The sequence below is a fragment of the Streptomyces achromogenes subsp. achromogenes genome, from assembly GCF_000720835.1.
GTDB classification, from domain to species: domain Bacteria; phylum Actinomycetota; class Actinomycetes; order Streptomycetales; family Streptomycetaceae; genus Streptomyces; species Streptomyces achromogenes.
The window spans coordinates 376,462-388,890 of record NZ_JODT01000001.1; the positions used below are offsets into that span (position 1 = coordinate 376,462).

Sequence of the window (12,429 nt, forward strand, 5' to 3'; positions counted from 1 at the left end):
GGGCCGTGACCGCCACGGAAGACGTCACCGAGAGCAGACTGCTGCTGACCGAGTACGACCGTCTCAAGGAGGAGCAGAAAACCCGGATAGGTTTCCGTGACAACCTGCTCTACTTCACGCTCGCCGCGGTCACCGCGGTCGTGGCGATCACCGTGGAGAGCGGTCAGGCGCAAGTGCTGCTCGCCGTCCCCGTGGTCTGCGTGGTCCTGGGCTGGACCTACCTGGTCAACGACGAGAAGATCTCGGCGGTCGGCTGCTACATCCGCGACCGGCTGGGACCGCGGCTGGCCGAGCTCAGCGGAGCTCACGGCGCGGTGTTCGGCTGGGAGACCTACCACCGCGACGACGCGACCCGAACGACGCGCAAGCGACTGCAGCTTGGGGTGGACCTCTTCACGTACGTGGCCGTGCCGGTGATCTGCGTGACGGCCTTCTGGTGCTCCTCCACCGTCCGGCCGCTGCTGTTGATCGTCTCGCTGGCACAGATACCCGCCCTGGCCGTTCTCGGCTGGCAGTTCCTGCGCTACGCGGAGCGCTAGCACCGCCTCGTTCCCCCCTACGATCACCGTCATGGACTGGCTGGAGCGCATAGCGACCCTGCGGCAGTGGGCCAGGAACGGAGCGCGGGCCCCGCACAAGCCGTTGCTGCTGCTGTACGCCCTCGCGCGGTTCCAGAAGGACGCCGACGGGGGTCTGCGGTACACCGCCGTGGAGCACGACCTGCAGAACCTGCTCACCGAGTACGGCCCGCCCAACAGGACGACGCCCGCCTACCCCTTCCACCACCTGGTCAGTGACGGGGTGTGGGAGGTGCGCACCGACCGGGGAACCGGCAGTCCCGGGACGGCGCGGCGGGAGTTGCGGGAGACGGGCGCGACCGGGCGGCTCGCGCCGGAGTTGAGGGCGGCGTTGCGGCGGGAGCCGGACCTGCTCGGCAGGATCGCGCGGCTGCTGCTCGACCTGCACTTCCCGCCCTCCCTGCACGGTGAACTGTGCGAGGCCGTCGGACTGGAACTGGAGCCCGCCGAGGTCGAGCGGCTCGTGCCGGCGCGCAGGCAGCGGGACCCGCGGATGCGCGAACTGGTGCTGACCGCCTACGAGTACCAGTGCGCCTTCTGCGGCTACGACGGCAGGATCGGTGCGGTACCCGTCGGGCTGGAGGCCGCCCATGTGCGCTGGTGGGCGTTCGGCGGCCCCGACGACATCGACAACGGACTGTGCCTGTGCTCGCTGCACCACAAGCTCTTCGACAAGGGTGTCCTGGGAGTCGACGGCGATCACCGCATCCTGGTGTCGCAGCGCTTCGTCGGGCGCAGCCCCGCCGCCCGGGAGCACGTCATAGCCCTCGCCGGCCGGCTCCTCACCGGTCCCCAGCCCGGTGTCCGCCCGGTCGCCGCCGCGCACCGCGACTGGCACACCCGGCAGGTCTTCCACGGCGAACCGCGTCCCGCAGCGGCGGCCTGACCACCCCGCCCGGGGTCCGAGCGGGTCCGGCACCCGGTCACTCCGTCAGGCGTACACGACCGTGAAGTGCCGCTCTCCGCGCGGCTGTTCGAGTTCGTCCACGGCTGCCGCCGCGAGGTCCTCCGCGCTGATCCAGGAGCGGCCGTCGGCGGCGGTGAGCAGGGTGTCCGTGCCACGGCGGTAGCGGCCGGTGCGGGCGCCGGGTTCGAGGAGGGCCGGGGGGCTGAGGTAGGTCCAGTCGGGGTGGGCGTGGGCCAGGCAGGCGTTCAGCTGGGCCACTCCGGCCGCGGCGACCGGGCGTATCTCCTCGGGGACGTAGGCCGGGTTGTCGGCCAGGAGGAGGTCCGGGTCGCCGGGAGTGCGCAGGGCGCCGGCGCCGCCGATCACCAGGACGCGGACACCGAGGCCGGCGGCGGTGTCCAGGACGGTCCGGGTCGCGCCGAGCAGGAAGTCCTCGTCCACCGGGTACGTCCGCAGGGTCAGTACCACCGCGTGCGCGCCGGAGTCCGTGAGCGCCCGGCGTACGGCGTCCGGGTCCGTCGCGTCCAGCGGAACGGGGGTCACGGCCGGGTGCCCGCTCGCCGGCTTGCGGGCGAGGGCCCGTACCCGGTGCCCGCGTGCGGCGGCCTCGGCGGTGATCCGGCTGCCGACCATTCCGGTGGCGCCGAGGACCGCGATCGTCAGGGGGGTGGTCATCGGGGGGTGCTCCTTCTGCGGTGGGGTGGATTGAGTTGCGCGGCGAGCAGTGCCGCCAGGGACAGGGCGAACCCACAGGTCTGGGCCAGGCTCAGGGATTCGCCCCGCGCCACGCCGATGGCCGTGGCGACCAGGGGGGACAGCAGGACCAGGGGCGCGGTGGCGCCCACGGGGAGGGTGGCTATGCCGCGGAACCACAGCGTGTACGCGATCAATCCGCCCATGCTGCCCAGCCACAGGTAGCCGCCCGCCGCGCCGGCGTCGATCCGCTGCGGCACGCCTTCGAAGGCCAGGGTCGGCGGGAGCAGCAGCAGGCCGCCGACCGTGAGCTGCCAGCCGGCCAGGGCCAGCGGACCGACGCCCGCCGGACGGCCCCAGCGCCTGGTCAGGACGACCCCGCCCGCCATGGTCGCCGTATGGCCGAGGCCGGCCAGCAGGCCCACGGCGTCCAGCCGGGCCCCCGGTCCGAGGACCACGAGTCCGACACCGGCCACGCCGAGCACGCCCCAGGCCAGCCGCCAGGACGTCGGCCGGTCGCGCAGGACGAGGACGGCCAGGGCGGCGACCAGCAGCGGCTGGGCCGCGCCGAGGGTGGCGGCGACCCCGCCGGGGAGCCGTTCGGCCGCCACGAACAGCAGGGGCATCCCGCCGATGTTGAGCATGCCGAGGACGACGGCCTTCCACCACCACTCCCTGCGCGGCAGCACCCGGGTGAGCGCCAGGCCGGCCAGCCCGGCGGGCAGGGCGCGCATGAGGCCGGCGAACATCGGGTGTCCGGCCGGGAGGAGTTCGGTGGTGACGACGTAGGTGGTGCCCCAGGCGGCGGGGGCGAGGGCGGTCAGCAGGACGGTGGCCGGCCGGTGACTGGCCGGCGGCACGGTGGCCGGCCGGTGGATGCCCGGCGGCGCGGTGGCCGGCCGGTGGGCGGACGAGGACATGTAAGGAGTCTCGGCCGCTCCCCCGCCATGCGTCCAAGACATGGTTGCCATCGCAGCCATGTACGGAAACCATGGATGGGTGGACCTCCAGCAGATGCGGTACGCCGTCGCCGTCGCCGAGACCCGTAACTTCACCCGTGCCGCCGAGCGGTGTTACGTGACGCAGTCCTCGCTCAGCCACCGGATCGCGGGCCTGGAGCGGGAGTTGGGGGTACGGCTGTTCGCCCGCTCCAGCCGCCGGGTCGAACTCACCGACGCGGGCGAGGCGTTCGTGGCCCGGGCGCGCGAGGCGCTGGCCGCCGCCGACCGCGCGGTGGCCGACGCCGCCGCCGCGACCGGCGTGGTGCGCGGCCGGCTCGCCGTCGGCGTGATCGTGACCACCGCCGCCGTGGACGTGCCGGAGCTGTTGCAGCGCTACCGCGCCCGGCACCCGGAGGTCCGGGTGCTGCTGCGGTCCGGTCGCAGTGACGAACTGGCGGCGGCGATCCGCCGCGGCGAGCTGGACATCGCCTTCCTCGGGCTGCCGGAGGGCGAGCGGCCCACGGGCGTGGAGTGCGTGGCGCTCGACCACGACGAGCATGTGCTGGTGGTGGCGGCCGGGCACCGGCTGGCCGGGGCGGAACGGGTGACGCTGGCGGACATCGCCGGGGAGACGTTCGTGGACTTCGTGGCCGGGACGCCCGCCCGGGCCCAGTCGGACCAGGCGTTCGCCGCGGCGGGCCTGGTCCGCGAGGTCGCCTACGAGGCGGGGGTGGTGGAACTGATCACCGGGCTGATCGGGCGTGGGCTCGGCGTGGCGCTGCTGCCCTCGGCGTTCGTCCGGCCGCTGGCCGCCGCCGACCCCGGGCTGGCGCTGGTCCCGGTGGCCGACGGGCCGCACCGGGTGGAGTACCTGGCCTGGAGCCGCTTCCCGCCGAGCCCGGCGACCCGGGCCATGCTCGACGTCCTCGGGGCGGGGCCGCGGACCTGACGCACCACACGCCTCGGGGCGGCACCGGACGGTTCAGCGCGCGTCCAGCGCGGGCAGGTCCTCCCGCGCGGCCGGTACCGCCGTGGCCGCCAGCAGGCGCAGGGCCGCGTCGGACGGGGAGCCGGGCTCGGCGGTGTAGGTGATCATGCGCTGGTCCGCGGTCCCCGGCAGGCACAGGTTCTCGAAGCCCAGCTCCAGGGTGCCGACCGCCGGATGGCGCAGGGACTTGGTGCCGGAGACGCAGGTGCGGACCGGATGCCGGGCCCACAGCGCGGTGAACTCCTCGCTCTGTATGGACAGTCGCCCGATCAGCTCGGCCAGCGCGCGGTCGTCGGGGTGCCGGCCGGCGACCAGGCGCAGGGAGGCGACCGCGAGGTGGGCCTCCTCCTTCCAGTCGGTGTACCTCGCCCGGTACTCCTCGTCCAGGAACAGCATCCGCACCACGTTGGGCCGGGCACCGGGAGTCTCCGGGGCCTGCCACGGCAGGTGCGCGGCGAGCAGGGCGTGCCCGAGCCGGTTCCAGGCCAGCACGTCGCCCCGCCGGTCCAGCAGGAGCGCGGGTACGTCCGTCATGGCGGCGAGCAGCCGGCGGGCCGAGGCGGAGGCGTGCTCGGCGCGGGGCGCGGCCGGGCGGCGCGGGGCGGCGGGCCGGGCCAGGTCCTTCAGGTGGGCGGTCTCGTCCTCGGTGAGCCGCAGGGTCCGGGCGATCGCCTCCAGCACCGAGTCGGACACCCCGGCCGCGCGGCCCTGTTCGAGACGGGTGTAGTGGGTGATGCTGACGCCCGCGAGCAGGGCCAGCTCCTCGCGGCGCAGCCCGGCGACCCGGCGGCGGGCCGGCGCGGTCGCGATCCCGACGTCCTCCGGCCGCAGCGCGGCACGGCGTGACTTCAGGAACTCTCCGAGCTCGGACGACGCGTCCATGGCTGCCTCCGGGGTGTGCGGCGTACTCCAGCGACGGGTACGGCGGGTGCGGCGAGTACGGGGGTACGGCGGGTCGTCGTCCATCCTGCCCGCCCGGCGGCGCGAACGGGACGCCCGAGGGTGGTCACGCGATGACCACCCTCGCGGTGACCGGTCCCACGGCGGTGCTGGCTGGCCCGGCCGCGGCGGACGAGTCTTCTGCACGGCGGCTCCGATGCACGGCGACTCCCACGTCACACCGGCGAGTCCGCCGTACGCCCCACCGCCCGACCCCCGCCGTACAGAAGGGACCCGTCATGTCCGTCACAGCGACACGGCCGGCCGACGCCGCGCCCGCCGTGCTGACCCCGCGGCTGCGCCTGGTGCTGGTGCTGCTGCTCGCGGCCCAGTTCATGCTGGCCGTGGACTTCTCCATCCTGAACGTGGCCCTGCCGGTGATCGGCGCGGGCCTAGGCTTCTCCCTCGACCGTCTCCAGTGGATCGGCACCGCGTTCGCCCTGTGCGCGGCCGGGTTCACCCTGCTGTTCGGGCGGGTCGCCGATCTCTTCGGCCGCCGTCGGCTGTTCCTCGGCGGGCTCGTCGTCCTCGGTGCCGCCTCGCTGGCCGGCGGACTGGCGCAGAGCCCGGAGGTACTGCTCACGGCCCGGGTGTTCCAGGGGCTGGCCACCGCGGCGGTCACCCCGGCCGGGCTGTCCCTGCTGACGACGTCCTTCCCGGAGGGCCCGCTGCGGGAGAAGGCGCTCGGGCTCAACGGGGCGCTGATGTCGGCCGGTTTCACCACGGGCGCGATCCTCGGCGGACTGCTGACCGACCTGCTGTCGTGGCGCTGGGCGTTCTTCATCAACGTGCCCGTGGCCCTCGCCGTGCTCCTCGTCGCGCCCGCCGTCATCGCCGAGTCCCGGCCCGCCGAGCGGCCGAAGCTGGACATACCGGGTGCCGTCACGGTCACCCTCGGCCTGCTCGCGGTCATCCTCGGGCTGACCCAGGCCGGCGAGCACGGCTGGGGCGCGCCGGCCACGCTGCTGCCGCTCGCGGCCGGGGCGGTGCTGCTCGGGGTGTTCGCGGCCGTGGAGCGCCGGGTGTCCGCGCCGCTGGTGCCGCCCCGGGTGCTGGGCCGCCGGTCGGTGGCGTGGGGCAACCTCGCCGGGCTGATCGCGTTCCTCACCGAGACGTCCCTGGTGTTCCTGCTGACCCTCTACCTCCAGGAGGTGCTGGGCTTCTCCCCGCTGGCGGCCGGGCTGTCGTTCGGCGTGCTGGGCGCGGGGACGGTCGTCGGCGGCGCGCTCGCCCCGCGGCTGATCGGCCGGTTCGGCGCGACCCGGACGCTGCTGGCCGGCGGGCTGACGCAGGCGGTGTTCACGGCGGCCCTGCTCGGGCTCGGCGCCGGGCACGCCTCGCTGTGGCTGCTGCTGGCGGCGACCTTCGCGGGCGGGGTGGGCAACATGCTGGTCATCGTCGGGTTCATGGTGACCGCCACGTCCGGTCTCGCCGACGGCGAACAGGGGCTGGCCACCGGGCTCGCGACGATGACCCAGCAGATCGGCATCACCATGGGCACGCCGGTGATGAGCGCCGTCGCCACCGCCGCCATGACCGGTACGGGCACCCTGGCCGTCCTCGGCGGCCTGAAGACCGCGATCGCGCTGAACGCGGCCCTCGCCCTCGCCGGCACCGTCGGCAGCGCGGTGTTCCTGCGGAAGGCCCACCGCCGGTGACGGGCGGGCCGGCCCGGAAGCGGCAGGCCCACCGGCGCCCCCCACCACCCGTGCCACGCCCGGCCCACCGGGCGAACGGCGCGGGTGGTGCCGTCCTTCCGTCAGCAGTGCGACGGCCGGCCGGTCCCCGTCAGCAGTACGGCGGCTGGTTGGTGAGCGAGGCCGCCACCCGCATCCACACCCCGAACTGCCGGTACAGCGCGGGCAGCTGGCCGGTCGCCCGGACCGTCCGGGAGTCGTCGGCCGTCACGCCGGGGATGCCGAGCAGGGTCCGGGCGACCGAGGCGGACTGCCAGCGGACGGCGAGGGTGGCCTCGGCGGCGGACCGGGCGGGACGGCGCGGGGCCGGGGTCAGCGCGGCGGCCACCGTCTCCTCGATCGCCTTGCGCGCCTCCGCGTCGGGCCGCAGCTCGGCCGCGAACCGGTCACGCGCGTACTTCACCGGGACGGTGGCGACCGAGGCGTCCCACTCCGTCATCTCCGCGCACGCCGTGTCGTCCCCCGTGAGGGCCACGACCGGCACGCCGAGGGCCGCCGCCGTGGCCTGGGCGAGCCCGATCTCGCCGACCGGGCGGCCGTCCAGCCACATGTCCTCGATCTCGTGGCCCATGAAGCTGTGGCTGAGCACGCCCGGCGCTCCGGCCCGGGAGTGGTAGCCGACGCACAGCACGGCGTCGTACTCCCCGGTCAGCCCCTCCAGCATGCCGAGTTGCTTGGGCCTGCCGCGCACCAGGCGGGCCGCCGGGTGCAGGGCCTCGGGGAGGAGGTTGCGCATCGGGCCGTGGGCGTCGTTGACCAGGATGTGGGCGGCACTGGCGGCCAGCGCGCCCCGGACGGCGGCGTTCACGTCCTCGGCCATCCTGGCGCGGCCCCGCTCGTAGTCCCGGCCGCCCGGCTGGACGTCGTCCGCGTCGACGAGCCCGGTGACGCCCTCCATGTCCGCGCTGATGTAGATCCGCACGGCGTCGACCCTAGCCGACCTTACGTAATGTAGGTTCCCAACCGCCCACAACCACGGGGCCGTTCACACGCCTGTTCAACGGGGGACGCATGCAGGACACGACCGAGACGGAGCCCGGCCCGGAGGTCTGTGCGCACAGTCTCGCGCCGACGGTGGCCGTGCTGGTCGTCAGCCTGGCCATCGCCGCCGTCGGCGTGTACGAGCTGTGCGGCTTCGGGCTGCACAGCCTGGACCGGCGCCCGCACCTGTTCAGCGACGGCCTCGCGACCGGCGGGGTGATCGCCGCCGCGGTCGCCGCCGGAGCCGCGGTGGGCAACCTGGCCTGGCTGCTGACGGCGGCCCGGCGGCGCGAGGGGAACGCGGGCGACGGTGCCTGACGCTCACCGGCCGCCCGGTCCGAGCACGGGCGGTGTCACGGCCTCGGCGGCGGTGTCCGGGTCGTAGGTGTCGAGGTCGTACGTGTCGCTGTCGCCGTGCGTCCAGGCGGGGTCGTAGGCACAGGGCACGCCCGCGCCGCCCGTGAAGTACCGCTGCTCCGGGTCCCAGGTGAAGGTCATCCACTCGGCCCGGTGGTCGCGCTGGACGTACAGCGACCAGTCCTTGCCCGTCCCGCCCTCGGTGTACGACGTGACCCGCCAGCCCTCGTCCGCCAGCCGCCGGTGCAGCCGCCGCAGACCGGGGACGGCCTGGTCGGCGGGGACATCGTCCAGCGCCCACTCGTGGTACAGCCGGTAGGCGCCGTCGACGGTCTTGTCCTCCATGCCGAGCAGCCCGCCGTCGTGGCAGTACTCCGCGCCGAACACGTTCTCCGCGCGGCTGCCGGTCCCCCCGGTGCCCGGCGGCAGGGCGCGGGGGAAGCCCAGGACGTCGTACGCCTCCCGGGAGTACCCGAAGGCGCGGTCCGCCCGCTCCTGGGGCGCGACCCGGGGCAGGTCCGTCCCGGCCCCGGCGTTCCAGGCGAGCACGACGACCAGGGCGAGGACGAGGGCGACGACCAGCCCACCGCAGCCCAGGCAGCCGAAGCCCAGCCCCCGCAGGGTGCCTTTGCCGGTATCGGTGCTGGTGGGGGTGGTGGCGGCCGGTGTGATCTCGTCGGGCATACGGCGACGCTACGGCGGCCCGGACGCCCCGGGGATGGGCACGGCTACCCGCTCCGGGTAGGTAGCCGTACTCAACCGCCACCCCGGCCGGGAAACGTACTCAGCCGCCACCCCGGCCAGGGGCCGTGCTCAGCCGCCGCCCCCGCCCTCCCCCACCGGCCCGCCGCCCACCGTGAAGCCGATGACCGAGCCGCCGCCCTCGCGCCGGTAGGCGAACGGGGCCCCGCCATGGGCCAGGGCGACCTCGCGGACGATGGACAGGCCGAGCCCCGAGCCGGGCAGCGAGCGGGCGTCGGCGGCGCGGTAGAAGCGGTCGAAGATGCGCACGAGGTCGCCGTCGGCGATCCCGGGCCCCCGGTCCAGCACCTCCACCCGCACCGTGCCCGGCCGGGCCGGCCCCGTGACGCTCACCTCGATCGGCGCGGTGCCCTCCCGGTCGAACTTGGCGGCGTTCTCGACCAGGTTGGAGATGGCCCGCTGGAGCATCCCGGACCGCCCGTAGGCCGTCGTCTCACCGCTCGCGCGCAGCACGACCTCCCGCCCGGTGCGGCGCCGGGCCAGCCCGGCCACGTCCTCGGCGAGGTCGGCGAGGTCCACCCGCTGGGGCGGCTCGGCGTCGGACTGCCCGGCGGCGAGGTCGACCAGCTCGTTGACCAGGTCGGTCAGTTCCCGGGCCTCCTGGGTGAGGTCGGCGACCAGCTCCTCGCGGGACGCGGGCGGCAGTTCGTCGATGCGCCGCAGCAGCGAGATGTTGGTGCGCAGGGAGGTGAGCGGGGTGCGCAGCTCGTGCCCGGCGTCCTGCACCAGCCGGCGCTGGTCCTCCTCCGACTGCGCGAGCCGCCCCAGCATCCGGTCGAAGGCCCGGCCCAGCCGGCCGACCTCGTCCAGACCGGTCACCGGCACCTGGATGCCCAGCCGCCGGGTGCGGGCCACGTCCTCGGCGGCGGAGGTCAGCACCACCAGCCGGCGGGTGATGCGCCGGGCCAGCCACCAGCCGAACAGCCCGGCCGCCACCACGACCGCCGCCATCAGGATCAGCGTCCGCTGCTGGAGGGCCCGCAGCAGGTCCTCGGTGTCGCTGAACTCCTGCGCGACCTGCACCGCGCCCCGCCCGTCGCCGAGCGAGACGGTGGCGATGCGGAACAGGTCCGCGTCCACCCGTACGTCCTTGTGCTCGACGACCTTCCCGGCCGGCCGGGCGACGGCCACCGCCCGGTCCCGGGCGGTGACGGGCAGCACCGGAGAGCCGTCGTCCACGATCTGCCCCCACGCGCCGAGCACCTGGACGTCGGTGCGGGCGGGGCGGACCAGGTCGTGCCCGGGACGGGAGGAGGAGAAGTCCTCGGGGCCCATCGGCTGCTGCCGGACCTCGTCCCGGACGTCCTGCACGACCTGGGTGAACACCGACTGCTGGTCGACCCGGACGAGCCGCGCGGCGGAGTTGTACGACAGGATGCCGACGAGGACCGTGACGGCGGCGGTGACGGCGGCGAAGGACACCGCGAAGGTGGTGCGCAGGGAGACCAGCCGGGGCCGGGGCCGCTCCGGCAGCCGCCGGCGCGGGCGCATCTAGTCCTCCCGCAGCACGTAGCCCACGCCCCGCACGGTGTGGATCAGCTGCGGGGCGCCGGGCTCGTCCAGCTTGCGGCGCAGATAGCCGACGTAGACGGCGAGGTTCTTGGAGCCGGGGCCGAAGTCGTAGCCCCAGATCCGGTCGTAGATGGTGGAGTGGTCCAGGACGATGCCCGCGTTGCGCACCAGCAGCTCCAGCAGCTCGAACTCGGTGCGGGTCAGTTCCAGTGCGCGCCGGCCGCGCCAGGCCCGGCGGGCCTGGAGGTCCATGCGCAGTCCGGCGGCCTCCAGGTGCCGGCCCGCGCCCTGCGCCGCCTCCCGTGCCGGGCCCTCCGCGGGGCCGGGGGTGGCGGCGGCCGGGGCGGGGCTGGTGCGGCGCAGCAGCGCCCGCAGCCGCGCGAAGACCTCCTCCACGTCGAACGGCTTGACCACGTAGTCGTCGGCGCCGGCGTCCAGGCCCGCGATGCGGTCGGCGGTCTCCACCAGGGCGGTGAGCATCAGGATCGGGGTGCGGTCGCCCTCGGCGCGCAGCACGCGGCACACCTGGAGGCCGTCGATGCCGGGCATCATCACGTCGAGGACGAGCACGTCCGGCGGGTTGGTGTGGGCCTGCGCCAGCGCTTCCACCCCGTCGGCGACGGCCGTGACCGCGTACCCCTCCAGCGTCAGGGCACGCTCCAGGGCATGGCGGATGGCACGGTCGTCTTCGGCGAGCAGCACAGTCTGGGGCACGCCCCCAGTCTGCCAAGGCCACCGGCGGCCCGGCCGGGGACGATGGCGCCCGAGCACGCTTTTTACCGCCCTCTCACCTGCCATCGCCCTCCCATCGAGCCCACCGCCCGCCCACCGAGCCGCCAGCCGCTCGCCGAGATCCGCCGACCGCCCACCGAGGCCCGGCGGCCCTCACCGCCCCGGGGAACCCGAACGGACCCGCGCGGACCGAACGGACCCGCGCGGACCGAACGGACCCGCGCGGACCGAACGGGCCATCCGGACCGAACAGACCGGCCGCCCACACCGACGGGCCACGCAATCCGCCACCCGGGCCGGTCGCCCGCCCCGGCGGGTCACGCAATCCGCCACCCGCCCGGCCCACAGGCCGCCCGTCCCGAGCCGCCCCTCCCGGCCAACGCGTACCTCCCCGCCACCCGACCGCCACGGGCCACCGCCCGTCCTGCGGGGCGCCCGTCCCGGCCGACGCGTACCTCCCCGCCGGCCGGACCGGCCCGTGGGCCACCCGCCCCGCCCACAGGCCACCCGGACCCTCACCCGCCCGGCCCACGGGCCCCGTACCGAGCCGCCCGCGCACCTCCCCGCCGCCCGTCCCGGCCGACGCCTACCTCCCCGCCACCCGGACCGGCCGACGCGTGCCTCCCGCCGGCCGGGACGGGCGACGGCGGCCCGTGGTCCGTCACCGCCCCAGCGCCGCCAGCCGCTCGGCGAACGGCACCACGCCGTCGTCCCTCCCGCGCCGGTCCGCGGTCCCCGGCATCAGCGCGGCCAGCTCCCCCGCCGCCCGCTCGATCCGCTCGGCCAGCCCCTCGGCGCCCCAGTCCTCGGAGGCGGCGTACACCCCGGTGGGTACGACCACGGCCCGCAGGTGGGCGAACAGCGGACGCAGGGCGTGCTCCAGCACCAGCGAGTGCCGTGCCGAGCCCCCGGTGGCCGCGATCAGCACCGGCTTGCCCGCCGGCGCGTCCCGGTCCAGCACGTCGAAGAACGACTTGAACAGCCCGCTGTACGACGCGCTGAACACCGGCGTGACCACGATCAGCCCGTCGGCCTCCGCCACCGCGTCCTGCGCGGCGGCGAGAGCCTTGCCCGGGAACCCGTTGGTGAAGGCGTGCGCGATCTCGACGGCGAGGTCGCGCAGCTCGACCACCCGGACGTCCACCGGCGTGTGCCCGTGGACGGCGGCGGCGAGGCGGTCGGCGAGCAGCCGGGTGGAGGACGGGACGCCCAGTCCGGCCGAGATGACGACGAGTTTCATACTGTGGCCTCCTTGCGGGCGGCGGCGGTCAGCGACCGGTGGGTGGGGGCGTCGGGCACGTCCGCGGGGCGTCCCTTGGCGAACTCCTCGCGCAGGACGGGC

Annotated in this window: 13 protein-coding genes; 5 read left to right on the forward strand and 8 right to left on the reverse strand. The window is 75.3% G+C overall.

The annotated features are described in order from the left end of the window. Positions 1-5: 5 nt before the first annotated feature. Positions 6-539: a hypothetical protein gene (locus IH25_RS0101850; protein ID WP_030601629.1), complete on the forward strand. Its 534-nt coding sequence runs from the start codon at positions 6-8 to the stop codon at positions 537-539. Positions 540-570: 31 nt separating this feature from the next. After that, positions 571-1,464, forward strand: coding sequence for a phosphorothioated DNA-binding restriction endonuclease (locus IH25_RS0101855; protein WP_030601631.1), 894 nt, complete (start codon positions 571-573; stop codon positions 1,462-1,464). Between the two features lie 45 nt (positions 1,465-1,509). Here IH25_RS0101855 and IH25_RS0101860 read toward each other — a convergent pair whose 3' ends face one another. Further along, positions 1,510-2,160 carry an NAD(P)-dependent oxidoreductase gene (locus tag IH25_RS0101860; protein ID WP_030601641.1) on the reverse strand — a complete coding sequence of 217 codons (651 nt, stop codon included), beginning with the start codon at positions 2,158-2,160 and terminating at the stop codon, positions 1,510-1,512. Then, a complete protein-coding gene (locus IH25_RS0101865; protein ID WP_051753602.1) occupies positions 2,157-3,098 on the reverse strand; it encodes an EamA family transporter in 942 nt (313 codons plus the stop codon). Before IH25_RS0101865 ends, IH25_RS0101860 begins: the two co-directional genes overlap by 4 nt. A 79-nt stretch (positions 3,099-3,177) precedes the next feature. Between IH25_RS0101865 and IH25_RS0101870 the strand changes: the two genes are divergently transcribed. Beyond that, a complete protein-coding gene (locus IH25_RS0101870; RefSeq protein WP_030601646.1) occupies positions 3,178-4,068 on the forward strand; it encodes a LysR family transcriptional regulator in 891 nt (296 codons plus the stop codon). A 33-nt stretch (positions 4,069-4,101) separates the two neighbouring features. On the opposite strand, the gene IH25_RS0101875 is transcribed toward IH25_RS0101870, so the two are convergent. Beyond that, positions 4,102-4,989, reverse strand: a complete 888-nt coding sequence (locus IH25_RS0101875) for a helix-turn-helix transcriptional regulator (RefSeq protein WP_030601649.1) — start codon at positions 4,987-4,989, stop codon at positions 4,102-4,104. Positions 4,990-5,285: 296 nt separating this feature from the next. On the opposite strand from IH25_RS0101875, the gene IH25_RS0101880 reads away from it, so the two are divergent. Next, on the forward strand, positions 5,286-6,704 hold the full coding sequence (locus IH25_RS0101880; RefSeq protein WP_030601653.1) for an MFS transporter: 1,419 nt from the start codon (positions 5,286-5,288) through the stop codon (positions 6,702-6,704). Between the two features lie 130 nt (positions 6,705-6,834). Here the strand turns inward: IH25_RS0101880 and IH25_RS0101885 are convergent, their stop codons facing one another. Next, positions 6,835-7,665, reverse strand: a complete 831-nt coding sequence (locus IH25_RS0101885) for a M55 family metallopeptidase (protein WP_030601656.1) — start codon at positions 7,663-7,665, stop codon at positions 6,835-6,837. 89 nt (positions 7,666-7,754) lie between these two features. On the opposite strand from IH25_RS0101885, the gene IH25_RS0101890 reads away from it, so the two are divergent. Continuing rightward, complete coding sequence (locus tag IH25_RS0101890) at positions 7,755-8,042, forward strand: hypothetical protein (protein ID WP_030601659.1); 288 nt, start codon at positions 7,755-7,757, stop codon at positions 8,040-8,042. A gap of 3 nt (positions 8,043-8,045) precedes the next feature. Here IH25_RS0101890 and IH25_RS40420 read toward each other — a convergent pair whose 3' ends face one another. The 4 genes from IH25_RS40420 to IH25_RS0101910 all read right to left on the reverse strand — a co-directional run bounded on the left by IH25_RS40420 (position 8,046) and on the right by IH25_RS0101910 (position 12,327). Next, entirely contained in the window at positions 8,046-8,765 is a 720-nt protein-coding gene (locus tag IH25_RS40420) for a hypothetical protein (protein WP_030601662.1), read from the reverse strand. 129 nt (positions 8,766-8,894) lie between these two features. Next, positions 8,895-10,334 carry a sensor histidine kinase gene (locus IH25_RS0101900; RefSeq protein ID WP_030601665.1) on the reverse strand — a complete coding sequence of 480 codons (1,440 nt, stop codon included), beginning with the start codon at positions 10,332-10,334 and terminating at the stop codon, positions 8,895-8,897. Then, on the reverse strand, positions 10,335-11,069 hold the full coding sequence (locus IH25_RS0101905; RefSeq protein WP_078844080.1) for a response regulator transcription factor: 735 nt from the start codon (positions 11,067-11,069) through the stop codon (positions 10,335-10,337). A gap of 679 nt (positions 11,070-11,748) precedes the next feature. Then, positions 11,749-12,327, reverse strand: coding sequence for an FMN reductase (locus IH25_RS0101910; protein ID WP_030601672.1), 579 nt, complete (start codon positions 12,325-12,327; stop codon positions 11,749-11,751). Between the last annotated feature and the right edge of the window lie 102 nt (positions 12,328-12,429).